Annotated in this window: 20 protein-coding genes; 10 read left to right on the top strand and 10 right to left on the bottom strand. The window is 55.8% G+C overall.

Translation table 11 applies throughout. From position 1 onward, the window contains the following. The first annotated feature begins 46 nt into the window (after window positions 1-46). Both W822_RS41475 and W822_RS41470 read left to right on the top strand, forming a co-directional pair. Window positions 47-898, top strand: a complete 852-nt coding sequence (locus W822_RS41475; RefSeq protein ID WP_024006669.1) for an SDR family oxidoreductase — start codon at window positions 47-49, stop codon at window positions 896-898. Window positions 899-1,086: 188 nt separating this feature from the next. Next, complete coding sequence (locus W822_RS41470) at window positions 1,087-3,900, top strand: aconitate hydratase (RefSeq protein ID WP_024006668.1); 2,814 nt, start codon at window positions 1,087-1,089, stop codon at window positions 3,898-3,900. Window positions 3,901-3,920: 20 nt separating this feature from the next. Here the strand turns inward: W822_RS41470 and W822_RS41465 are convergent, their stop codons facing one another. Together W822_RS41465 and W822_RS0123970 are read right to left on the bottom strand one after the other, a co-directional pair. Next, a complete protein-coding gene (locus tag W822_RS41465) occupies window positions 3,921-4,901 on the bottom strand; it encodes a Bug family tripartite tricarboxylate transporter substrate binding protein (protein WP_024006667.1) in 981 nt (326 codons plus the stop codon). Window positions 4,902-4,981: 80 nt separating this feature from the next. Further along, a complete protein-coding gene (locus W822_RS0123970; protein WP_253272329.1) occupies window positions 4,982-5,659 on the bottom strand; it encodes an RraA family protein in 678 nt (225 codons plus the stop codon). A 206-nt stretch (window positions 5,660-5,865) separates the two neighbouring features. Here W822_RS0123970 and W822_RS41460 point away from each other — a divergent pair, with 206 nt between their 5' ends. Both W822_RS41460 and W822_RS41455 read left to right on the top strand, forming a co-directional pair. Beyond that, the gene (locus W822_RS41460; RefSeq protein WP_024006665.1) at window positions 5,866-6,831 is read left to right on the top strand and encodes a LysR substrate-binding domain-containing protein; all 966 of its coding nucleotides are present in this window, start codon (window positions 5,866-5,868) and stop codon (window positions 6,829-6,831) included. A 105-nt stretch (window positions 6,832-6,936) separates the two neighbouring features. Then, complete coding sequence (locus tag W822_RS41455) at window positions 6,937-7,743, top strand: aspartate dehydrogenase (RefSeq protein WP_024006664.1); 807 nt, start codon at window positions 6,937-6,939, stop codon at window positions 7,741-7,743. A 93-nt stretch (window positions 7,744-7,836) separates the two neighbouring features. Here the strand turns inward: W822_RS41455 and W822_RS41450 are convergent, their stop codons facing one another. The 6 genes from W822_RS41450 to W822_RS41425 all read right to left on the bottom strand — a co-directional run bounded on the left by W822_RS41450 (window position 7,837) and on the right by W822_RS41425 (window position 13,034). After that, entirely contained in the window at window positions 7,837-8,868 is a 1,032-nt protein-coding gene (locus W822_RS41450; protein WP_024006663.1) for an isopenicillin N synthase family dioxygenase, read from the bottom strand. 1 nt (window position 8,869) lies between these two features. Beyond that, the gene (locus tag W822_RS41445) at window positions 8,870-9,613 is read right to left on the bottom strand and encodes an amino acid ABC transporter ATP-binding protein (protein WP_024006662.1); all 744 of its coding nucleotides are present in this window, start codon (window positions 9,611-9,613) and stop codon (window positions 8,870-8,872) included. Next, complete coding sequence (locus W822_RS41440) at window positions 9,610-10,329, bottom strand: amino acid ABC transporter permease (RefSeq protein WP_031243396.1); 720 nt, start codon at window positions 10,327-10,329, stop codon at window positions 9,610-9,612. The genes W822_RS41445 and W822_RS41440 overlap by 4 nt, the downstream gene beginning before the upstream one ends. Further along, window positions 10,326-11,021, bottom strand: a complete 696-nt coding sequence (locus tag W822_RS41435; protein ID WP_024006660.1) for an amino acid ABC transporter permease — start codon at window positions 11,019-11,021, stop codon at window positions 10,326-10,328. Before W822_RS41435 ends, W822_RS41440 begins: the two co-directional genes overlap by 4 nt. Window positions 11,022-11,137: 116 nt before the next feature. Beyond that, window positions 11,138-11,971: an ABC transporter substrate-binding protein gene (locus W822_RS41430; RefSeq protein WP_024006659.1), complete on the bottom strand. Its 834-nt coding sequence runs from the start codon at window positions 11,969-11,971 to the stop codon at window positions 11,138-11,140. Window positions 11,972-12,122: 151 nt separating this feature from the next. Further along, window positions 12,123-13,034 (bottom strand): LysR substrate-binding domain-containing protein, encoded by a 912-nt coding sequence (locus W822_RS41425; RefSeq protein WP_155848200.1) that lies wholly within the window; start codon window positions 13,032-13,034, stop codon window positions 12,123-12,125. 53 nt (window positions 13,035-13,087) lie between these two features. Here W822_RS41425 and W822_RS41420 point away from each other — a divergent pair, with 53 nt between their 5' ends. Continuing rightward, window positions 13,088-14,257 carry an MFS transporter gene (locus W822_RS41420; RefSeq protein WP_024006657.1) on the top strand — a complete coding sequence of 390 codons (1,170 nt, stop codon included), beginning with the start codon at window positions 13,088-13,090 and terminating at the stop codon, window positions 14,255-14,257. Window positions 14,258-14,374: 117 nt separating this feature from the next. On the opposite strand, the gene W822_RS41415 is transcribed toward W822_RS41420, so the two are convergent. Beyond that, window positions 14,375-15,334, bottom strand: a complete 960-nt coding sequence (locus W822_RS41415) for a Bug family tripartite tricarboxylate transporter substrate binding protein (RefSeq protein WP_024006656.1) — start codon at window positions 15,332-15,334, stop codon at window positions 14,375-14,377. Next, the gene (locus W822_RS41410; protein WP_024006655.1) at window positions 15,331-16,251 is read right to left on the bottom strand and encodes a TauD/TfdA dioxygenase family protein; all 921 of its coding nucleotides are present in this window, start codon (window positions 16,249-16,251) and stop codon (window positions 15,331-15,333) included. The genes W822_RS41415 and W822_RS41410 overlap by 4 nt, the downstream gene beginning before the upstream one ends. A 114-nt stretch (window positions 16,252-16,365) precedes the next feature. On the opposite strand from W822_RS41410, the gene W822_RS41405 reads away from it, so the two are divergent. From W822_RS41405 to dctA, 5 genes are all read left to right on the top strand, one after another. After that, a complete protein-coding gene (locus W822_RS41405; protein ID WP_024006654.1) occupies window positions 16,366-17,172 on the top strand; it encodes an IclR family transcriptional regulator domain-containing protein in 807 nt (268 codons plus the stop codon). Window positions 17,173-17,389: 217 nt separating this feature from the next. Continuing rightward, complete coding sequence (locus W822_RS41400) at window positions 17,390-18,634, top strand: metal-dependent hydrolase family protein (RefSeq protein ID WP_024006653.1); 1,245 nt, start codon at window positions 17,390-17,392, stop codon at window positions 18,632-18,634. An 18-nt stretch (window positions 18,635-18,652) separates the two neighbouring features. Then, window positions 18,653-19,609 carry a Bug family tripartite tricarboxylate transporter substrate binding protein gene (locus W822_RS41395; protein ID WP_024006652.1) on the top strand — a complete coding sequence of 319 codons (957 nt, stop codon included), beginning with the start codon at window positions 18,653-18,655 and terminating at the stop codon, window positions 19,607-19,609. Between the two features lie 206 nt (window positions 19,610-19,815). Beyond that, complete coding sequence (locus W822_RS41390) at window positions 19,816-21,189, top strand: NAD(P)/FAD-dependent oxidoreductase (RefSeq protein ID WP_031243387.1); 1,374 nt, start codon at window positions 19,816-19,818, stop codon at window positions 21,187-21,189. A gap of 83 nt (window positions 21,190-21,272) precedes the next feature. Next, entirely contained in the window at window positions 21,273-22,607 is a 1,335-nt protein-coding gene (dctA, locus tag W822_RS41385) for a C4-dicarboxylate transporter DctA (RefSeq protein WP_253272328.1), read from the top strand. The last annotated feature ends 3 nt before the right edge of the window (window positions 22,608-22,610 follow it).

Genomic DNA, 22,610 nt, shown 5'->3' with positions numbered 1-22,610 from the left:
AGCATGCAGTTGCTCCATCTATCATCTTTTGTAAGAAGGAGAAGATATGACAGAGACAATGCCAGCACAGGAACAAGACGTTCAACCGGGCCTCGAGAGCAAAATGCATCCCGCACCCATATATGATGATCCGCAATATAAGGCGGCAGGAAAACTGCAGGGCAAAATAGCGCTGATTACGGGAGGCGATAGCGGAATTGGTCGCGCAGTAACGATCGCCTTTGCCAAGGAAGGTGCAAAAATTGCAATTGTGTATCTGGAAGAAGACAAAGATGCACAGGAAACAAAACAATGCGCCGAGCGTTACGGCTCAGAGGTGTTGCTCTTGAAAGGCGATATTGCAGACGTGGCGTTTGCCAAAAAGTGCGTCAACGATGCATTCAAGCATTACGGCCAGCTTGACATCCTAGTCAACAATGCCGGAGAACAGCATACTGCACCGGAACCGGAAGACATCAGCCATGATCAGCTGGTTCGCACATTCCAGACAAACTTTTTCAGTATTGTGACCATTACCCAGGAAGCGCTTGAAGTGATGCGCGAGGGAGCATGTATTATCAACACCTCGTCCATCACAGCCTACAAAGGCAACCCCGATCTGATCGATTATTCAGCGACAAAAGGCGCCATTACTTCCTTTACCCGTTCGTTGTCGACCAAGATCGTGGACAGGCAGATCCGGGTCAACGCCGTTGCTCCCGGCCCCATCTGGACTCCGCTGATTCCGGCTTCGTTTTCCGCAAAAAAAGTGGCAAATTTCGGCAAAGACACCCCCATGGGGCGACCGGGCCAGCCCAGCGAACTGGCGCCGGCTTACGTTTATCTTGCGTGTTCAGATTCATCTTATGTCACCGGACAGACACTGCATGTGAATGGTGGAACAGTTCTCAACGGTTAAGCAGCGCCTAACGAAGGTAACCACGGTTAAAAAGCATGTGCAAACTGCTTTTTAACCGTGGACTTGTCCACAGCGCGTATGACTTATTCATGACAGGTTTTCCCTTTCGCACCCTTTGCTTTGCAAACTCTGCGCTTTGGTGTTACGTTAGGCACTGACCCCGTTCATTTGTCCGAGGAGAACACATCATGACAAGCATGGATAGTTTTGGCGCGCAAAGCACACTCAAGGTAGGAGAGCAGTCTTACCGCATCTACCGGCTCGATGCCGTGCAAGATAACAATCTTGATGTGGCAACACTTCCCTATTGCATGAAGATCTTGCTGGAAAATCTGCTGCGCAACGAAGATGGATCCGACATCACAGATCAGGACATCCGCGCCCTGGCGGGCTGGAATCCCGATGCGGAGCCGGACCGTGAAATCGCGTTTACGCCCGCGCGGGTCGTATTGCAGGACTTCACCGGCGTTCCCGCTGTCGTCGACCTGGCTGCCATGCGCGAAGCCATGGTGGACCTGGGCGGCGATCCCGGCAAAATCAATCCGCTGGCGCCTGTCGAGCTGGTCATCGACCACTCGGTCATTGTCGATGTCTTTGGACAAACGAATGCATTTGAGCGTAACGTCGAAATCGAATACCAACGCAATATGGAACGCTACCAATTCCTGCGCTGGGGGCAGGATGCGTTCAAGGATTTCAAGGTGGTTCCACCGGGAACAGGGATTGTGCACCAGGTTAATCTGGAACATTTGTCAAGAGTCGTATTCACTGCCGAAGATGACGGCGTTCAATCCGCCTATCCGGACACATGCGTGGGCACCGACTCGCACACACCGATGGTCAACGGCCTGGGCGTTGTTGCCTGGGGGGTGGGTGGCATCGAAGCCGAAGCCGCCATGCTGGGCCAGCCCATTTCGATGCTGATTCCCCGCGTAGTCGGCTTCAAACTCACGGGGTCCCTCCCGGAAGGCTCGACCGCCACCGATCTGGTCCTGACGATTACGGAAATGCTGCGCAAGCATAAAGTCGTTGGCAAGTTTGTCGAATTTTACGGCCCTGGCGTTTCTGCTGTTCCCCTGGCCAATCGCGCCACGATCGGCAACATGAGTCCGGAATACGGCTCGACGATTTCGATTTTCCCGATCGACGATGAAACCCTGCGTTATCTTGCCTTTACCGGCCGGCCGGCCGACCAGATCGCGCTGGTGGAAGCGTATGCGAAAGCCCAGGGCCTGTGGCACGATCCGCAAGCCGAACCCCGCTATTCGGAAAGATTGGAACTGGATCTGTCTACCGTGGTACCTTCCATTGCCGGCCCGATGCGCCCCCAGGACCGGATCGCGCTGTCCGATGCCCAGGACGCATTTCGCGGTGCGCTGGCAACCTACGTTCGCGAAGCCGAGGAAAAGCCGCAAGGATATGACAAAGCGGTGGACGAATCGTTTCCGGCCTCTGATCCACCATCATACGGCGACGCGCCAGAGCGCGCCATGCAACCGACCGACCACACCGAGGGTGCGACTACCGGCCAGCGCCGTCAACGAGATCCGATCCCGATCGTGCTAAGCGACGGCACGCGCTGCAATATCGATCATGGTTCTGTCGTCATCGCAGCGATTACTTCCTGTACGAATACCTCCAACCCCACAGTCATGATGGCGGCCGCCCTTCTGGCAAAGAATGCCGTGGAAAAAGGACTGCACCGCCGTCCGTGGGTCAAGACCAGTCTGGCCCCAGGCTCCCGAGTCGTGACCGATTACTACGAACGGGCCGGGCTTACGCCTTATCTCGAAGCGTTGGGCTTTAACCTTGTGGGATACGGCTGTACAACCTGTATCGGCAACTCGGGTCCGCTGATTCCCGAAGTCAGCCAGGCGATCAATGAAAATGACCTGTCTGTCGTATCGGTGCTATCGGGAAATCGAAACTTCGAAGGCCGCATCCATGCCGAAGTCAAGATGAACTACCTGATGTCGCCGCCGCTGGTTGTGGCCTATGCTCTGGCCGGCACGATGGACATCGATTTGTTCAGCCAGCCGCTCGGCCAGGGCAAAGACGGCCAGGACGTCTACCTGAAAGATATCTGGCCTGCAGCCAGCGACGTTCAGCAGGTTGTCGACGCTTCTATCGAATCGGATATGTATACGCGCGGCTATGCCGATGTGTTTGCAGGCGATGGCCGCTGGCGCTCGCTGCCCACGCCGCAAGGGCAGATTTTTGAATGGGACGACGCGTCCACCTACGCGCGCAAGCCGCCTTACTTCGAGGACATGCCGCGCAGCCCCGCTCCCGTGACTGACATCGCCGGCGCAAGAGTGCTGGCGAAACTAGGCGATTCGGTCACCACTGATCACATCAGCCCCGCCGGCTCCATAGCCAGAAATTCGCCTGCAGCAGCCTACCTGACCGCCCAGGGCATCGCGCCCAAAGACTTCAACTCATACGGATCGCGGCGCGGCAATCATGAAGTGATGATCCGCGGTACCTTTGCCAATGTGCGCCTGCGCAACCAACTGGCGCCGGGCACCGAAGGAGGCCTGACGCGGGACTTCACGCGCAGCGATGCGCCGGTCACGAGCATCTACGAAGCGTCGCGCGCCTACCTGGCGGCTGGCGTACCGTTGGTCATTCTGGCCGGCAAGGAATACGGCTCCGGTTCGTCTCGCGACTGGGCAGCCAAGGGCACCATGCTGCTTGGCGTGCGCGCGGTGCTGGCCGAGTCCTATGAGCGTATCCACCGCTCCAATTTGCTGGGCATGGGCGTGTTACCCCTGCAATTTCCCGAAGGACAAACCGCAACCACCCTGGGGCTGACCGGCGAAGAAACCTTTGATATTACGGGTGTGGTCGCGCTGAACCAGGATACGATTCCCGCCACGGTTCAGGTGCGTGCGGGCGATGTGCAATTCGAGGCGATCGTGCGCATCGACACCCCCAGCGAGGCCGAGTACTATCGCCACGGCGGCATTATGCAATACGTTCTGCGCAACCTTCTGGATTGAGTCTATCGCTTGCACCCCGCTCATTGCATCGGGATGCCTGCCTTGCGGACAACGTCTCCCCAACGCCTGATTTCCGACGCAACGAAAGTCTGGAATCGGGCCTGGGGTTCCGTATAGACACTCACTCCGCGTTTTTCGAAATCCTGCCTGACAGCCTCGCGGGAAAATACCCGCCGCAAGGCATCGGCAATGCGCCGTGAGATGGCCTCGTCCACGCCTGCGGGGGCAAACAGGCCGAACCAGAGCGTCGCATCGTATCCGCTGATCCCCTGTTCGTCAAACGTCCTGACATCCGGCAACATGGGCGCGCGTTCCAGTGTTGTCACGCCCAGAGCCCTGACGCGCCCGGATTCAACGTAAGGCAAGGCGGTGGGCAAGGGTTCCAGCAGAAAATCGATTTGTCCGCCCATCAGGTCCGTCATGGCCGGCGCGCCGCCTCGGTATGGAACATGTGTCCATTTGGCACCCGTACGCTGCTGCAGCAATTCCGTCTTGACGTGATGACTGGTTCCGGCGCCTGCGGAACCATAATTGACCTTGCCTGGCGACTGCCGGCCTACCGTCACCAATTCGCTCAATGAGTGCCATTTGGCATTGGAGGCGACAACCAACAGACTGGCCGCCGAACCGATGCCCCCCAATGCAACCAGATCGGTTTCGGGATCGTAGCCCAGCTCCTTATAAAGATTGGGAGCGACAGCAATCGTGCTGCTTGCGCCCAGCAAAATAGTATAGCCATCGGCCGGACTGCCGGCAGCGACCGTCGTGCCAATCGTTCCCCCTGCGCCACCCCGGTTTTCCACGATAATGCTCGTACCCAATTCGTCTCCCAGGTAACTCGCGGTCAGCCTGGCAACCGTATCATTGATGCCGCCCGCAGGAAACGGCACAATCATTTTCAGAGCGCGATCGGGCCAGGCCTGCGCAGCCGCTGACACCAGCATCGACATCGTCAGAAAGCAGATTTTGACCAGCAACGAAATCTTGAAAGTGTGCTGCATGAGATATCTCCTTTTAAGGGACGATGTCGATCGACCAGGCGTGCCGATCCCCAGAGCTTACGCTTTGGTCAATTAGTAGGTCATACGTGTCCGTATTGAGCCAGGGCTTGCGTTAATGTCATCCCGGCGCTCAGACTTTTGCGAACCGCAGTTTCCTGTTCGGTCAATTTTTCCGATTTTTCCAGGACTTCCTTCACGATGGCCTGCGGGATCACGATCGCGCCATCGTCATCGCCAAGAATAAAATCTCCCGGAGAAACGATCACGCGCCGGCCAGTCGCGCCTGTCAAATAAACAGGCACATCCCATGCATTGACTTTCCAGCGGGTGATGGATTGCACCGGCGTACGAAACCGTCCAAACACGGCGAAATCCAATTTGCTTATCCAGCTCGTATCACGCACGCCGCCGTCGACCAAAGCGCCCACGCAGCCTTTGTCTTTCATGCCGATGCATATCAATTCGCCGAAATAGCAAATTCCCTCCCCGTCTCCGGCCCATACCGATACGTCGCCGGCCGACAAATTCGCGCAAGCCTTCATTTTTTCGGCGTCACCGCCCAGCCCATAGGGGGTCATCTGGCCACGTATGGTGTAAGCCCAGCCTGCAAGCCGTTCGCTGCCGGTCTGCCGCTGGAATTCGCAGGAGAGCCCCTGGTCGGGATAACCCAGCTCATCCAGAACATCTGCAACATTGGACGCATCAACCTTGAGAAACCGCTGGCGAATACGCGTTCTGTCTTCCGTGTCGATCATCATTTTTCTCCCCCTGTCAGAATGAGTGGCTGGTACGCACAATAAGCATCGGCCTGGTTCCGCCTATCCAATGCATATTTATCTTTAATTCATGTTAGTCAGACGTAGTCAACGAGACAAACGATTTATAGTATGTGCAGCGATTAGCTGTGCTAATGCCAAACTTATTTTTTCACCTCACGGCCGTATCGGCCCACGCAGAGCAGACCATGAGCAGACGCCTTCCCCCCCTGCTGGCAACACGCTATTTCGAAGCGGCGGCCAGGCTTCTTTCCTTTACCCAGGCGGCCGACGAGCTGTTTGTCACCCAGGGGGCAATCAGTTTGCAAATTCGGAAGCTCGAAGCCTTTCTTGGAACGCCTCTGTTCATTCGCCATGCGCGGCATATCGAATTGACCAGCGCAGGGCAGCAATTTTATGAAGCTTGTCATGTACTGCTCGATGGCTTCGAAAAAGCGACGCAAGCGCTATCGGTCCAGGATCCGCGCCAGACACTCACCGTCAGTACCATCCCGACGATCGGCACGCTTTGGCTCATGCCTCGGCTGGCGTCCTTTACATCCCTGCATCCCGATATCGAAGTCCGGGTCGTGTCGGACATCCGTCCGGTCGATATGCAATCGGACAATATCGATGTCGCCCTGCGTGTCGGCAAACTGCCGGGACAGCGCTATCCTGCACACTATCCCACGGTCAATCTGATCATGCTTGATAAATGGTCGGATATCGAGGCAGATCTGCTGTTTCACGATGTAATGGTGCCGGTCGCATCCAGGACATGGTATGCCACGCAACCGACCATCACACAGGTACAGGATTTGAAGACCGCCCCGCTGGTGCATACTGCCAGCCGCCCCAACGCCTGGCGCGAATGGCTGGCGGCTTATGGCGTCGAATACAGGCCCAGCGGGCATGACCCGGAATTCGGCCATTTTTATATCTCGTTGCGCGCTGCACAGGACCATCAGGGCATCGCCTTGATCCCCGACATCCTCCTGCAGGGATATCCGGGCAACAACGAACTGGAGGTTTTGTTGCCCGGCATCAAACCCGTCAGAAGCGCAGGCGACTATTACCTGCTGACATCGTCCTCTTCTCCCAGGCGTGCGGCGATACAGAAATTCCGTACGTGGATACTGGATGCCGCCGGCGCTTCCAGCCATGAGTTGCGCTAATCCCTGCCCGGACAAGAAATCGTTTGTGATCCGCCCGCCCTTCCCCATAGAATGAAAGCAACCGAAAACGTGGCCGGATATGATTGCAGAACAGGAAAAGTAAAGATGACAGCATTACAGATAGGCATAGCAGGTTTTGGCGCAATTGGCCGCTCAATTGCACACCAGTTGAACAAAGACATACACGGCCTGCAACTGGCCGCGATCGGCGTCAGGAATCCCGATAGCCCCCCTGAGATTGACTGGGAAGGCAAGTCGCCGCCACGCTTCGTCGTGCTGGACGATCTGGAACCGCATTGCGATATTGTGATCGAATGTGCGCCAGCCGACCTTCTGCCTCGCATCGCATCGCCGTTCCTGCAACAGGGAAAAAAAGTTATCAGTCTGAGCAGTGGCGCCCTTCTGGCGCATCCGGAACTGATCGAATTGGCCCGGCATCACGGCGGCCAGATTCTGGTTCCCTCGGGAGCCATTCTGGGCCTGGACGCATTGCTGGGCGCGGCCGAGGGTGAGATTCAGTCTGTCAAGATGATTTCCCGGAAACCGCTGCAAGGATTTGCCGGCGCGCCTTTCGTAAAAGAACGCAATATCGACGTGCTGAATCTAACGGAACCCTCCTTGCTTTTTTCCGGCTCGGCCAGAGAAGCTGCCGCAGGCTTCCCCGCCAATCTGAACGTGGCTGCCAGTGTCTCGCTGGCGGGGGTCGGGCCCGACAAAACGCGTCTGGAAGTCTGGGCAGATCCATCCCTGACGCACAATACACACCATATCGAAGTCATTTCGGACTCGGCACTGCTATCCATGCAAATCCAGAATATCCCCTCGGACAATCCCAAGACAGGACGGATTACCGCCCAGAGCGTAGTGGCATTACTGCGCAAGATGAGCGCGCCGGTAAGTGTTGGTACCTGAAACGCCGGAAGAATCATAATGAACCGGCAAACCCGGAGCAATCAGGGTGATGGCCGTTGTCGGCCAGGGCCGCGAGACGCGCCGGCCATCTGGCTACAGCACATCCTGCTTCAGTTGCGGAAATACCTTGGACACCTTGTTCAACAGGTAGTCGCCATATTTTCCATTGAACGCATGCACATTGGCCTGGTCCCAGCGCGATGCGCTGTCGTCCGGGTCCGGCACTTGAGGCAAGCCGTCGATTGGATGAACTTCGGCGAAATAGTTGGGATCGAAAAACAGTGGGAAAGACAGGCGATCCGTACCGGACGTATTGCGGACAACACGGTGCGCGGTGGAACGATACCATCCCCCCGTCATGCGCTCCAGCATATCGCCGATATTACAAATGAACGTACCCGGTATTGGCGTGGCATCGACCCAGCCGCCGGGCGTCTTGACCTGCAGGCCGCCAATCTGGTCCTGCAGCAGGATCGTCAACAGACCGTAGTCGGTATGTTCCCCTACACCCCATTGCACATCCAGATCGCCGGGGACATCCTGGCTGGGGTAATTGAAGATACGGAACAGGATCAGGGGATCGGCAGTATAGCGCTCGTAAAAATACGCAGGCGGCAACGCCAGACTTGACGCGATGCCTTGCATAAGGACGTGACCCAAGGCGGTCACCGCATTCATATACTGCAATATCGTGTCTCTGAAACCGGGAATATCGGGAAACAGATTACGTCCGTGGACAGGTGTGGCCGCCAGCACCAGGGGATGGTCTTCGGCCAGCTCGGTCCCCAGGTAAAGCCCTTCTTTCCAATCGGGCCTGCCCGAAGTCAGCTCCCCGCCCAGGGGGAAATAACCGCGCCACGCCCTGCCCGCCAGCGCCATCCGCCATCGCATTTTCTTCTGCTCATCAAGTGCAAAAAACCGTCGGCTGAGCAAATCCAGGCGTTCGATCAATTCCCCATCAACGCCATGGCCTGAAACATAGAAAAAACCATGAACGCGGCAAGCATCGCGAATCTGCTCGGCAACGGTTTGCATGGCCTTGGCATTGTCAGCCGCGATCAGGGCACCGACATCGATGACCGGCAACGACCGGGAAGAAACGTCAGAGGAAACAGACTGCGTCATATCATATCGCCCTCGCAAAAGGCGTGCGGATGTCTGCCAGAAATTTGGCGGCACGCGGGTGGGCAGGTCGGTTGAAAAAATCGTCGGGAGTTGCCCGCTCCAGTATTTTGCCTGCATCCATAAACAGAATCCGATCGGCGACTTCACGCGCGAATCCCATTTCGTGCGTCACACAGACCATGGTCATATCTTCTTTTGCCATGTCGCGCATCACCAGCAGGACTTCTCCGACCATTTCCGGATCGAGTGAACTGGTCGGCTCATCGAACAGCATAAGCGGTGGTTCCATGGCAAGTGCGCGCGCGATGGCCACACGCTGCTGTTGCCCGCCCGAGAGCGATTCCGGCATGGCGGACGCTTTGTCGGCCAGCCCGACGCGATCCAGCAGTGACAGCGCCTTTTCCTGCGCAACCTTTGCAGACAGGCCACGCAGGTGCATGGGGGCAAGCGTACAGTTTTCCAGGGCGGTCAAATGAGGAAACAGGTTAAATTGCTGGAAAACAAAACCGATCCCCGACCGGAACGCATTGAGGTCAATGTTTTGGGCGTGAATATCCTGGCCATTGACCCGGATGTTTCCGGACTGGATGGGCTCGAGCCGGTTGAGGGTGCGTATCAGCGTCGATTTGCCGGAACCCGACGGTCCGCATACTACCACCACCTCCCCGCGAGCCACGCTCTCGGTGACATCGACCAGCGCGTGATAATCACCATACCATTTATTGACTTTTTCGATCTCTATCATATTGCTTCCTTGCCGACAGCGGTTATCGCCCGTCGTTTTCCACGTCGTTTTTCAAGCCAGTAGGCAAATCGGGACAGGCCAAAACACAATACCAGATAGGTCAACCCGAGTACGAGATAGACTTGTGCCGGATAGACCATGACCTGAGTGTTGATCTGGGATGTAATAAACGACACTTCAGCCAGGCCGATGATATAGCCCAGCGATGTTTCCTTGATCGTTGAAATAAACTGATTGACCAGCGACGGCAGCATATGGCGCACCGCCTGCGGCAGGATCACCAGCCGCATGGCGCGGAAATAGCCGAATCCAAGCGAACGCGCGCACTCCATCTGCCCTTTGGGCATACCCTGTATGCCGGCCCGGATGATTTCGGCCAGATAGGCTGCGTCGAAAATGACGAGTGCAATAAGCATGGTCCAGAACTGACTCGTCTTGACTCCCGTGACACTGGGCAGGAAAAAATACGCCCAGAACACGACCATCAGCAGCGGTGTGCCGCGCACCACAAACACAAGTATGCTGACCGGCCAGCGTACGGCGCGCCATGGGCTGATCCGGGCAAACGCCAGCACAATGCCCAGCGGCATGGCCATGACCAGCGCGCAACTGGCCAGCAGCACCGTCAGCGCCAGACCACCCAGCGGGCCGTTCGGATACTGCCCCACCAGAAAATACAGCCAATAAGTATCGATGACGTCCAGAAATCCGCTCATATCGCCCTCGGCGGATAACGATGCTGGAACCACGTGGCCAAGGCAGTGATCAGCAGGGATAAGCTGAGATAAGCCGACGTAGCGAAGGCAAACGCTTCAAAACTTCTGAAGCTGGCGCTCTCGACCTGGCCTGCCTGATACATGAGTTCGGCCACACCAATGACAGTTGCAATACTGGTGTTTTTCCAAAGATTAAGCGTCTGTGAAATCAGGGGCGGCGTAACGACGCGCAGGGCTTGCGGTAGAATCACCAGGCGCATGGACATGAGAAAGCTGAAGCCCAGTGCCCGCGCCGCTTCCATTTGCACGAATGCGACTGCGCGAATGCCGCTGCGAATCTCTTCCGCCATGTAAGCAGCCGTATAAAGCGTCAGCGCGATCACCGCGCAGGTTGCTTCGGTGTTGCCGGCATAAAGCCACTGCCTGGCCTCTTCGGGCAGCAATTCAGGCGCACCGAAATACCAGAACAGCATATGGGCGAGCAACGGAATATTGCGAATCGTCTCGACATAGGTGAAGCCCACGGCGCGCAGCAGGCGAAATGGTGACAGCCGCAGCAAGGCAATACAGGTGGCCAGCGGCAGGGCGAACACAAGCGACACCGCCAGCAACTGCACGGATAACCACAGACCGGCCAGCAGCATTTCGTGATAGCGACCGCTCAACAGCATGGAGGCGTCAAACTCGGGCATGGATCGGCAAGATAAAAAAAAATAAATCGGCACGAAGCCAGCAGTGCCGGTCATGCCGCGACAGGATGCAGCAGGCGGATTGCAATGGATCCGCCACCATCAACGTGTATTCGACGCTACTCTTTTATAGTGTCGGTTTCAAGCTTGAAACCACGCGTTGAAAATTGCGACTTTGTCTCGGGTCCATACCATTTGAAGAAAATTTTCTCGGCTTGGCCGGACGCTTCCAGTTCACGCAGCGTATCGTCGACGACTTTTTTCAGACCGGCTTCACCCTTGCGCAGGCCGAAAGCCAACGGTTCTTCGCTGATATTTTCCTTGAGCACCACGAAGTCTTTCTTCTTGGGCCCCAGCTTGGCATATACACGCAACAACGCGGCCTCGTCATCAACATAGCCGACACCCTTGCCCTGTTGCAAGGCAAGAAACGCCTGCTGGCTGGTATCGAAGGTGACCACATTCACATCGGGCACGGCCTTGCGGATGTTGGGCTCCTGGGTTCCGCCGCGGATGGTCAGCACTTTTTTGCCCGCCAGTCCGGACAAATCGGTAATACCGCTGTCGGCACGCACCAGGGCTTTCTGACCGGTCACAAAGGTGGTAACGGAAAAGTCGATCTGCGCTTCGCGTTCCTTGTTATGCGTCAGGCCCGCCGCGATGATATCGACACGCTTCTGCTGTAATTCGGGAATACGGGCGGCCACAGCCACCTGCTTGAATTTGGCCTTGACACCGATCTTATCGGCTACTGCCTTGGCCAGGTCCACTTCGTAGCCGATAAATTCACGTGTCTTGGGATCGATAAAAGTGGCGGGCTCATCGGTGCCAAGCACACCGACGACCAGTTCGCCGCTCTTCTTGATATCGTCCAATTGATCGGCCTGGGCGGCAAACGCGCTCAGGCCGATAAGGGCAGCGCCGACGAGCGCAAAAAATTTTCCTGGTTTCATCATGGTCAACATTCCTGAATGCCTGGCGTTATTCGCAAGGGTTATTAAAAAGTCAGATTTCCTTGGAGAAAACTATATCAGCATAACAAGAGCCGATAAAATAACCAGTGGTTATATGATAATTATCATACACCTGAAACTGCGAACCGCCTCATATTCCGGGTGCGTTCGCCCCCTCCAGGGCCAGCCATTCCAAAAAATACTGTGCGTCAGGCACAACATTGGGCCCAATACCGTAATAGTATCGGGTGATCGGCATGCGCTGATCGGGCAGCAGGCAGCATAATCTCCCCAACGCAATATCGTGAGAAACCAGTGAAACCGGTACGGCGGCAAACCCGAGTCCATCCTCGACGGCCTGGAGGACAAAATGCACATGATCAAACAGCATTTGACCGGCTGGCTTGATGCTGCCGCTGCGACCGTGTTCCAGCCACGCATCCCAGTCGCCCTTGCGGGTCCTGGATCTGAGCAAAGTGAAACGCGCCAGCGAACGCGGGTCGGAGACCGGATGTCCGGCCAACATGGCCGGGGATGCAACCAGGCATACTTCGTCTTCGATAAACGGACAGATTTGCATTGCATCCGACCAGCCTTTCAACCCCCGCCGGATAGCGACATCGAAATCGTCTGCGGCCTCCGGCTGCACAGTCGTCGTCAGGACATGTGGTTCGATATCCGGATAAAGCGCGATAAATCGAGGCAATCGGGGAATCAGCCATCGCACCGCAAACGAGGGACGGACATTGATTCTGACCACGCGCTCAGGCGCCTGGTGCATGACCGATCGCGCCGCTTCGGCAATCTGCCTGAGCGCACCGTCTGCCTGGTTGAAAAACCGCAGGCCTTCCAGGGTCAGACTCACTTGCCGTACGCGTCGTTCAAACAAGCGGACACCCATATAACCTTCCAATGCCTTCACCTGATGGCTGATCGCGCTGTGCGTAATGTGCAGCTCGTTGGCGGCCAGCGTAAAACTCTGGTGGCGCGCCGCCGCGACAAAAGCGCGCACGGCATTGAGGGGAGGCAAGGGATCTTTCATGCGTTCAATTTTATAACACATGCGGTAAATTAATCTCGTTTGTGATATCGACGGTGCCGGTGTAGCATCCCGGCATGATCCCTGTTCCCTCCCCGACAACGACTTCGCCCCCAACCGCGCCCCAGAACCAGAGTCCGAACCCGGCCGACCGGCATTCCCGTCTTGCGTCCCTTGCTCTGGCGCTCGCCTTGCCGACCGATGTCGTCCTGTATCTCCTGCTGCCCATGTATTCGGACGCATTCGGCGTATCGCTGGCCGGTGCAGGTGTGCTGCTGGCCGCCAACCGTCTGGTGCGCATCGCCGGCTATGGCCTGGTTGCGCGCGCCTACGCGCGATACGGCGATCGTCTGGTCTGCACGCTGGCTGTCATCGCCGCAGCTTTATGCGCTGTTGGCTATGCAACGCTCTCGGGTCTGTGGGCCCTCCTGCCATTAAGGCTGCTGTGGGGTCTTGCCTTCGCAGCCCTGAATCTTTCGACCCAGGCGCTGGCAACTGCCGACGCCGCAGGCGCCTCGCGCCGATCGGGCCGCTCCAGAGCGTTCATCGCACTCGGTCCGGCTATCGCCCTGCCGCTTGCGGCATTGCTTGCATACGGGTACGGGCCGCGCCTGATCTTCTGGATACTCGCCGTGACCGCAATCACCGGCGTACTGGTCACGCGCGCACTGCCGGCCCATCCCTATCCGGCGCCGTCCGGGCGCCGTGGCCCGGGTCGGCCCAACAGCCTGGATATGTGGTCCTTCCTGGAAGGATTCACGCTGGATGGCCTTTTCATTATCGGCCTGTCCTACCTTGGTAAAGACCTCTTTCCCGGCGGCGCCGTCATGACGGCAGGTATTCTGCTGGCGCTGCGCTATCTTGGTGAAATTTTGCTCAGTCCAGTGGGCGGCAGACTCGCCGAACGATTCGGTGCGGAGCGGCTACTGCTGGCGCTGTCGCTGCTGACGTGCGTCGCCCTGATGGGTTTCGGCGCAGGTTGGCTATGGAGCTGCGCGGCAGCGATCGTGGTGCTGCGCGCCCTGCAATTGCCGCTGCTCGCGCCCATTGTCATGCGCCGCACCCCCGGACCCGAAAGGGTGCGGGCGCTGGCCGCCCGTTCCGTATGGCGTGATATCGGTGCAGGAACAGGTCCGCTGGCTGCAGGCCTGCTGCTTCCCGTGCTGCCGCCCTTTGTAGTCTATTCTGCGCCGGCCGTGTTTTTGCTCTGGGCGGCAACATGCGTGGGGCGTCCCAGCGTTAAATAAGGATCATACCCATTGCTTTGCGCCGTCTTCATTTTATGACTTGCATCAGTCATTAAGCCGTCTGCAGGGACGGCTGAGGCGCCCATCGCCCCATGCACCCACCCGGCCGATTTTGGTTCAGTTAATCTGTACGCCAGTCAACATGACCAAGTCATGCCACTTGCGGATTTCACTTTCCTGATATTGCTTAAGACTTTGCGCCGATCCTCCGACCGGTGCCATGCCGATCTGTAATGACAACAGTTTTAACGCATCCGTTTTCAGAACCTGATTGACGGTCTTGTTTACAGTGTCGATGACAGATTGTGGCGTTTTATCAGGTGCAAACAAAGCGAACCATACCACCAGTTGATGCTTGTCCAGCCCGGACTCGGCAATCGTCGGCGTGTCTGGCGAAAAAGCGGCCCTTTCGGGCGTGGTAACTGCAAGCGCCCTGACCGTACCTGCCTGCATTTGTGAAAGGGAGGGACCGACATTTTCAAACGCGTATGAAATTCTGCCACTGATCAAATCCGTCATCATGCCGCTGACATTGCTATACAGTACGGTCGCTACATCAATACTGGCCATTTGCTTCAACAGCTCCACCCATACGCGTGCCGTTGTATTGCTGGCGCCAAAATTCAATGTCCCGGGATGCTTTTTCGCAGCAGCCACCAACTCGGTTACGCTCATCGGCTCGGTATCGTTGTTGGCGATCAACACCATCGGCAGACGCCCCATGAGCACCACCGGCTCAAAATCCCGCAAGGGATCATAGGTCAAATTTTTGTATAGGCTGGGATTGGCGGCCATCGGCCCGTTTGTTCCCATCAAAAGCGTATAGCCATCCGGCTTGCTGCGCGCCACGGATGAAGAGCCGATAGCCCCCCCCGCTCCCGGTTTGTTGTCTACGGTCACCGGCTGGCCCCACACTTTGCTCAGTTCCTGCGCAACCCCTCTTGCCAGGATATCTGTCGAAGATCCGGCTCCGAAAGGAACCACGATGTTAACCGGCTTGTCGGGAAAAGCGGCCACGGCGACCGAACAGCCCAGGCTCAGTATCAACGCTGCTGTTTTTCTGATGAACCCGATCATACCGTTTCCTTCTGCAAATAGCGGTTTGTAGAATTGTCCGGCGCTACCGTAGGCCCGACGTCTTGCACAGTGGCCCTGCGCATGGACCGGCGATATTTCTCGTCGAAACCGGTGCCCCGGTGCATGGTGCTGCGGTTATCCCATATCAGCAGATCATTGGGGCGCCAGCGATGGCGATACACAAATTGCGGCTGGGTTGCGAAAGCCATCAACTCGTCGACCAGTGTCTTGCTTTCCGCGTCGGTCATACCCACAATCTCGCTGATATGCGAAGCCAGATAAAGGGAGAAGCGATCGCTGGCCTGGTGATGACGCACCAGCACTTGTCTAACCGGAGGCTGCATCTCTCGCCAGCTGTCTGGAATGCCGTTGATATCGAATCCAGTCAATCCTCTGGAATGAAAGTAATCGTGAACCGCAATCAGCGGCTTCAATTTTGTCTGCGTCTGTTCATCCAGCGCATCCCAGGCGGCGCGCATGTCGGCAAATTCGGTCGCCCCTCCCACCGGAGGAATTTCCTGGGCAGAAAGCAGCGACACACTGGCGGGCGTCTGCTTGAACGAACTGTCGGTATGCCATAACTGGTTGCTGATATTAATCAGCCTCCTGATATCGCCATCGTCAAGAATCTTGCCTGCTTCATCCAGATTGGAAATATCGGATAGCTCACTGTGCCCCAAACGCCTTGGCCGGTTCGCGTTATAAATGGATGCGCCCACCGAAACCTCGAGATTGCCAAATATTTTGGCTATGGTAAGTTGCTGGTCTTCTGTGAGAGGTTGATCGGGAAACACCAAAACTGCAAACTGCTCCAAATGCTGCTGCAACGCATCGCGGTCTCCGGGCATGAGCGGATTCGCCAGATTGATATTAGTCACTTCGGCAACAAATCGCGCATTGACGGGCGTGAGTTCCATAGCTTGAATCTCCTTACTTTTGCTCCGAAACGTATTGACAGAGCAGTGTTCCGGATTTATTATCCAATTTAATTATTTCGACTGTCGAACTTTATTTCTACAATAGAATTTATTATGCCAGAAAACATGCCTTTCTCCACCTCGGGTTTACCCAAGGGCAGCGATCAGTTCGTTGAGGCCTTTGCCCGCGGGCTCTCCGTCATCAGAGCTTTCGGCCCCAGACACCAGTCACTCACATTGAGCGAAGTTGCCCAGCGGAGCGGACTGACCGCTGCAGGCGCCCGACGGTTGCTCCATACGCTGATCACGCTGGGATATGCACAAATGGAACAGCGAAAATTCTGTCTCACGCCTGCGATTCTTGAATTGGGCTATGCCTACCTGACCTCGCTGCCTTTGAGCGAGCTGGCGCGGGCAGCCGTAGATGACTATATGGAAAAAACCGGCGAAATCTGCACCGTCTCGGTCCTGGATCGCCACGATATCGTGTACATTGCGCGTGCAGAAATGCCCAGCCCACTTTCACGCCGCCTGGGCGTCGGCGAACGGCTGCCGGCTCATGCGACCTCCAGCGGCCAGATTTTGCTCTCGGGGCTGGATGCCGATGGACTGGAGGCATATCTGTCTCATGCTCCCTTCGAACGCCTGACGCAAAATACGATCATCGAAACTACGCCCCTGAAAAAGGCGATCATGCAAGCCCGCCAAAAGGGCTTTGCCATTGCGAGCCAGCAACTTGAATTGGGCATCTGCGGCCTGGCAGTTCCCATCAGAGACGACAGAAACAAAATCGTGGCAGCCCTGACGACAAGCCTGAACCTGGCACGCCATCAAGAAGACACGATCCTTCCCACCTTTCTTCCTATCATGCAGAAGACTGCGGACTATATCAGCCGCCGGCTTGGTAACCGCCCGGCATAAGAGGATCCCTCCCACGTACAGAACAAAACAAACCGTCGTCTAGGTGTCAACCCTATATTATATAATTATTAAAAATAGTATACTAAATCGCATCTTCACATTCATCCCGTCAAGCGCCAGTGCCACAGCGGGGTCTGTATCGCAGCGACGGTTATCCCGATACGGCAACACTGCCGATATCCGTTCTCGCATACTTCCAAATCCGCAGGAGAGATTCATGAGCAGTTCCTACATCATAGCGGGCGCACGTTTGCTGAACCCGCGCGAAAACCGGCTTGGCGTCGCCGTCAATATCCTGATCGACGATGGCATCATCATGCAGGTCAGCCCGGATCCTATTCGAAAAAACGGCTTCCCCACCCTCGACGCCGCCGGCTACACCGTCGCCCCAGGCCTCATTGATGCCCATGTCCATATATTCATGAACCAGATGAATATCGCAGCATTGGGCGACGTGCCGCAAACCTATGCGACAGTCAAGGCAAGCAACGTTCTGCGCGGAATGCTGGATCGCGGATTCACATCAGTACGGGATGTCGCGGGCGGCGACTTTGGCATGCGTGACGCCGAACAGGAGGGGCTGCTGACATCGCCGCGATTATTTGTGGGCGGACGCGCCGTCAGCCAGACCGGCGGGCACGGCGACTTCAGAGGGCGCATGATATTTATGGGCGACTGCGGTTGCAGCAGTGGCCTGGCGTTGTTCAGCCGGATCGCGGACGGAGTGGACGATATGATCAAAGCCACCCGTCAGGAACTGCGCCTGGGTGCCGATCACATCAAAATCATGCTCAGCGGCGGTGTCGCTTCGCCTCACGATCCTCTGGAGTCGATTCAATACCGTCTTGATGAAATCAAGGCCTGCGTAGAAGAAGCGGAACGCTGGGGGAAATATGTCTGCGCCCATGCCTATCTGGACGTCGCCATTCGCCGGGCCGTGGAATCGGGCGTGAGAACCATCGAACACGGCAACTTTGTATCCGACGAAACGGCGACGCTGATGGCAGAAAAAAATGTGTTCGTGGTACCGACCCAGGTCGTCCATGAAATCAATACGCGCCTGGGCGCCAAGTCAGGCAAAAGCCCGCAAAGCATGGAAAAAAACGAAGTCGTCCGGGTTGCCGGACGCGAAGGCATTGCACGCTTCAAAAAAGCCGGGGTCAAAATCGGCCTGGGTACGGATCTGTCTGGCCACACGCAACAGTACCAGACAGAAGGACTCTCGGTCCTGGCAGAAGTAATCGGCAGCGCCGATGCACTGCGGTCGGCCACCATCATTAATGCGGAGATACTGGGCATGCAGGGTCGCCTCGGGGAGCTTGTACCCGGTGCACACGCCGATCTGCTCCTGATCAAAGGCGATCCGTACGAAGACATTACGATACTGGAACAACATACTGACCATATTGCAGCTGTGATGAAGGGTGGAAAATTTCACAAACTCGCGTTGCCTGTTCAATAAAACAATAAAGGAACTCATATGAAAAAAATACTTGCCACCCTATTGGGAATGGCGCTGGCAACGTCGGCCCACGCAGCGGGCTATCCCGATCGTCCCATCAAAATGATCGTGCCTTTTGCACCGGGCAGCGCGACCGATATTCTGGGGCGTGTCGTGGCCGAAAAACTGTCCAAAGAACTCGGTGTCCCTGTCGTGGTGGAAGCCAAACCGGGCGCCGGCACATCGATCGGCGCAGCCACGGTGGCCAATAGTCCGGCGGACGGCTACACAATTCTCCTGGGCACCAATGCAACGTTCACGCTGAACCGGATCCTATATAAATCCCTCACCTATCGTCCGGACGATTTCTCGCTGATCGGCGCAACCGGAAAAATGCCCAGCTTTCTTCTGGTATCCGCTAACAAAGGAGCCAGCGATTTGAAACAGTTCATAGAGGCGGCAAAAAAAGCGCCGGAAGCAGTCAGTTACGCGTCGTCGGGGGTCGGATCCACAGGTGACATGACAGGCAAGATGCTGGCTTACGTCGCAGGCATCCAGTTATTGCATATCCCGTATAAAGACGGTCCGCAAGGTTTAACGGCGGCAATAACAGGCGATGTGAACGGTATTTTCTACACCTCCATGGCCTCGATGGCACAGATCAAAGCCGGTAAAGTGCGCCCTCTTGCCGTCTCGACCAAGGAACGCACCTCGGACCTGCCCAATGTACCCACCATCGCCGAACTGGGTTATCCAGACTTCGATGTAGCGGGCTGGACTGCTGTTGCCTTACTGAAAAAGACACCCGAGGACATCAAAAAGAAACTGATCGCAGCAATGGAAAAACTGTATCAGGACGATGATTTCCGCAAGCGGCAGCTGGCATTTGGCCTCATCCCGCAAAACGATGTTGGCAGTGCGCTAGAACAGTTTGCCAAAACTGATTTGAAAAAAATGAAGGAAATGGCCGACGCCTCGAATATCAAACCGGAGTAGCCAGAGCAGCCTGGATCATTCAGGCGGTGCACTTGCCCGTCTTTTTGCGCGCGAATGCTCACGCAAGTACAGCATAACAATTAGCGTCAAACGCGCCGTTAATAGTACGAGCATTTTTGCTTTTTTATTTTAGTATACTATTTTATATTATCGTATATAATAATTGATATCATCAGCCGTTTAATACGATCGAAGCGAAGGAAATCATGAGTAACGAACTAGCTGCAGAGGTAGCAGTCATTGGTGCAGGCAGCGTCGGCATTGCCGTTGCCTATTATTTATTGAAAGACTACGGTATTAAAAATACGGTTTTGATCGACCCACTGGGTCCCATGTCCCTGACCTCGGCCCAATCGGGGGAGAATTATCGTAACTGGTGGCCACACCCCATGATGACCGCATTTACGGACAACAGCATGTCACTCATGGAAGAAATCGCTGCGCAAACCAACAACCGCATCAATATGACCCGCCGCGGTTACACCCTGGTCACCCGTCGCAACAATCCGCAGGATCTGATCGATGATCTCTACCAGGGCTATGGCGCTGCGCATTCATCGCTGATCCGGATCCACGACGGTACATCAAACGCATCTTATGTGCCTCCGGTTTCAGCAGACTGGTCAACCGCGCCTGAAGGCGTCGACGTCCTGCTCGACCCCACACTCATCCGCAACACCTTTCCGACCTATGCACAGGACATTGCGGCAGTCATCCATATTCGCCGTGCAGGGTCAATCAGTGGCCAGCAACTGGGCCAGTTCATGCTGGAGAAAATCCGTGAAGCAGGCGGTCAGGTATTACGTGGAAAAGTGACCGCGATCCAGTCAAACGAACCTTTTTTATTAAGCGTCGATACCCCGTCTGGCTCGTTCAGCGTGCGTGCAGACCGGCTGGTGAATGCTGCCGGACCGTTCTTCAAAGACGTCGGGCAATTGCTGGGCGAATCCATGCCCGTCTCCTGCGTATATCAGCAGAAAATCGCGTTTGAAGACCGCGAAGGCGTTATTCCCCGAAACATGCCCTTCACTATTGACCTGGACCCGCAGCAATTGAGCTGGACTGAAGAAGAACGCGCCATTCTGGCCGAAGATCCACAAGCCGCAAAATTACTGGACTTGATGCCCGGCGGCATCCACTGCCGACCAGATGGTGCCGAAAGCGGCAAGTGGATCAAAATGGGATGGGCCTATAACACGCAACAATCCGATCCTCACGCAGAGGATCCTGTCGATCCGCAATTTCCGGATAGTCTGCTGCGCGCCGGCAGCAAGCTGCACCCTGGCCTGCAAGCCTATATTGGTCGCTTACCACGGAATACGCACCACTATGGCGGGTACTACGCCATGACAGAAGAAAACTGGCCCCTGATCGGCCCCATGAAAACCAAAGGCGCATTCATGGCAGGCGCTTTATCCGGGTACGGCACCATGGGCGCATGTGCAACGGGTGCACTGTGCGCAGCGTGGATGGGTGGCGGTACCCTGCCTGACTATGGGCGGATGTTCAGCCTGGAAAGGTACGACAACAATCATTTTGTCGAGGACCTCATATCCATGAAAGATAAGAGCGTGCTCTAGCATACATGCTGTTCAGTGATCGACCAGACCAGGCAGCATAAATTGCTCTGGCGTCGCGATAAGGCATAAAAGGGAGGTGGAGAGTGAATGACTTGAAGAATCTGGCGAACGCCGAAGCAGGACAGGAACACAGTAATACGACTGGTTTTGCACCCGCTTCGAAGAAAAAACCACTCTATCGAAATCTAGCCGTGCAAATGGTGTTTGCGCTAATTGCAGGCGCACTCCTGGGGATGTGGCTACCCGATCTGGCAACGCAAATGAGCCCGTTGTCAGCCGCTTTTCTGAAAATGATCAAAGCCCTTGTGGGTTTGGTGATCTTTTGTACCATCGTGGCAGGCATCGCCAATATTGGGTCCGGTGCCGGCGTAGGACGCATCGGGTTAAAGTCGCTTATCTACTTTGAGGTCATTACGACAATTGCAATGGCTCTCGGCCTGATTCTTGCAAACGTTTTCCAACCCGGCTCCGGTATGAACATTGATCTGAGTTCGCTGGACGCCTCTGCACTTGCCACCTTCACTGAAACAGCGGAACGGCGGACAACCGTCAGCTGGCTCATGAGCATTATTCCCGACACTTTCGTGTCTGCATTCACTAACGGCAATATCCTGCCGGTACTTTTGCTCGCATTGATGTTCGGTGGTGCCCTGCTTTCAATGGGGAAACGCGCCGAGCCGGTAATCATGATCGTCGAACGTATTTCCGAAGCGATCTTCATTATGGTCGGCATGGTCATGAAGTTTGCGCCACTGGCCGTTTTTGCCGCCATCGCATTTACCATCGGCAAATATGGAATCGGCTCCATGCTGCCCTTGGCAAAGCTGCTGGTTCTGTTCTATCTGGCCTGCATCGGGTTTATTGTCATTGTACTGGGCGCGATTGCAGCCTACGCCAGGGTGCCGTTATGGGGCCTGATCAAGTACCTCAAGGTGGAATTACTACTGGCATTCGGCACTGCATCTTCCGAAGCCGTTCTACCCAGTGTGATGAAAAAACTGGAAAAAGCGGGCTGCAAAAAACATATCGTCGGGTTTGTGATCCCGTCTGGATTCTCATTTAATCTGGACGGGTCCTCCATGTATTTTGTCATGGCAGTGATCTTCGTCGCCCAGGCATGCAATATCAATTTGACGTTCTACGAAGAAATCATGCTGATCCTGATTTTCATGGTGACATCCAAAGGCATTGCCGGTGTTGCAGGATCAGGCTTTGTAACACTTGCCGCCACATTGACCGTTTATCCGCACGTGCCGTTGGCAGGTATTGTTCTTTTGCTTGGCGTAGACCGGTTTATGGATGCAATGCGCACGGTGACCAACCTGACGGGCAATGCGGTTGCGACGTTTGTCATTGCAGCCTCAGAAGATGCGCTCGATAAAGCACAAATGCACAGCGCTTTTTTAACGGAAAAATGAATG

It is taken from the genome of Advenella kashmirensis W13003 (assembly GCF_000506985.1).
Lineage (GTDB): Bacteria > Pseudomonadota > Gammaproteobacteria > Burkholderiales > Burkholderiaceae_B > Advenella > Advenella kashmirensis_A.
Note: the sequence above shows the minus strand (reverse complement) of the source record. Positions and strands in the feature narration are given on the sequence as shown.

What these genes read in the sequence shown, in the direction of transcription:
- W822_RS41475 (WP_024006669.1), top strand. Translation starts at nt 47, where the DNA reads ATGACAGAGACAATGCCAGCACAGGAACAAGACGTTCAACCGGGCCTC.
- W822_RS41470 (WP_024006668.1), top strand. Translation starts at nt 1,087, where the DNA reads ATGACAAGCATGGATAGTTTTGGCGCGCAAAGCACACTCAAGGTAGGA.
- W822_RS41465 (WP_024006667.1), bottom strand. Translation starts at nt 4,901, where the DNA reads ATGCAGCACACTTTCAAGATTTCGTTGCTGGTCAAAATCTGCTTTCTG.
- W822_RS0123970 (WP_253272329.1), bottom strand. Translation starts at nt 5,659, where the DNA reads ATGATGATCGACACGGAAGACAGAACGCGTATTCGCCAGCGGTTTCTC.
- W822_RS41460 (WP_024006665.1), top strand. Translation starts at nt 5,866, where the DNA reads ATGAGCAGACGCCTTCCCCCCCTGCTGGCAACACGCTATTTCGAAGCG.
- W822_RS41455 (WP_024006664.1), top strand. Translation starts at nt 6,937, where the DNA reads ATGACAGCATTACAGATAGGCATAGCAGGTTTTGGCGCAATTGGCCGC.
- W822_RS41450 (WP_024006663.1), bottom strand. Translation starts at nt 8,868, where the DNA reads ATGACGCAGTCTGTTTCCTCTGACGTTTCTTCCCGGTCGTTGCCGGTC.
- W822_RS41445 (WP_024006662.1), bottom strand. Translation starts at nt 9,613, where the DNA reads ATGATAGAGATCGAAAAAGTCAATAAATGGTATGGTGATTATCACGCG.
- W822_RS41440 (WP_031243396.1), bottom strand. Translation starts at nt 10,329, where the DNA reads ATGAGCGGATTTCTGGACGTCATCGATACTTATTGGCTGTATTTTCTG.
- W822_RS41435 (WP_024006660.1), bottom strand. Translation starts at nt 11,021, where the DNA reads ATGCCCGAGTTTGACGCCTCCATGCTGTTGAGCGGTCGCTATCACGAA.
- W822_RS41430 (WP_024006659.1), bottom strand. Translation starts at nt 11,971, where the DNA reads ATGAAACCAGGAAAATTTTTTGCGCTCGTCGGCGCTGCCCTTATCGGC.
- W822_RS41425 (WP_155848200.1), bottom strand. Translation starts at nt 13,034, where the DNA reads ATGTGTTATAAAATTGAACGCATGAAAGATCCCTTGCCTCCCCTCAAT.
- W822_RS41420 (WP_024006657.1), top strand. Translation starts at nt 13,088, where the DNA reads ATGATCCCTGTTCCCTCCCCGACAACGACTTCGCCCCCAACCGCGCCC.
- W822_RS41415 (WP_024006656.1), bottom strand. Translation starts at nt 15,334, where the DNA reads ATGATCGGGTTCATCAGAAAAACAGCAGCGTTGATACTGAGCCTGGGC.
- W822_RS41410 (WP_024006655.1), bottom strand. Translation starts at nt 16,251, where the DNA reads ATGGAACTCACGCCCGTCAATGCGCGATTTGTTGCCGAAGTGACTAAT.
- W822_RS41405 (WP_024006654.1), top strand. Translation starts at nt 16,366, where the DNA reads ATGCCAGAAAACATGCCTTTCTCCACCTCGGGTTTACCCAAGGGCAGC.
- W822_RS41400 (WP_024006653.1), top strand. Translation starts at nt 17,390, where the DNA reads ATGAGCAGTTCCTACATCATAGCGGGCGCACGTTTGCTGAACCCGCGC.
- W822_RS41395 (WP_024006652.1), top strand. Translation starts at nt 18,653, where the DNA reads ATGAAAAAAATACTTGCCACCCTATTGGGAATGGCGCTGGCAACGTCG.
- W822_RS41390 (WP_031243387.1), top strand. Translation starts at nt 19,816, where the DNA reads ATGAGTAACGAACTAGCTGCAGAGGTAGCAGTCATTGGTGCAGGCAGC.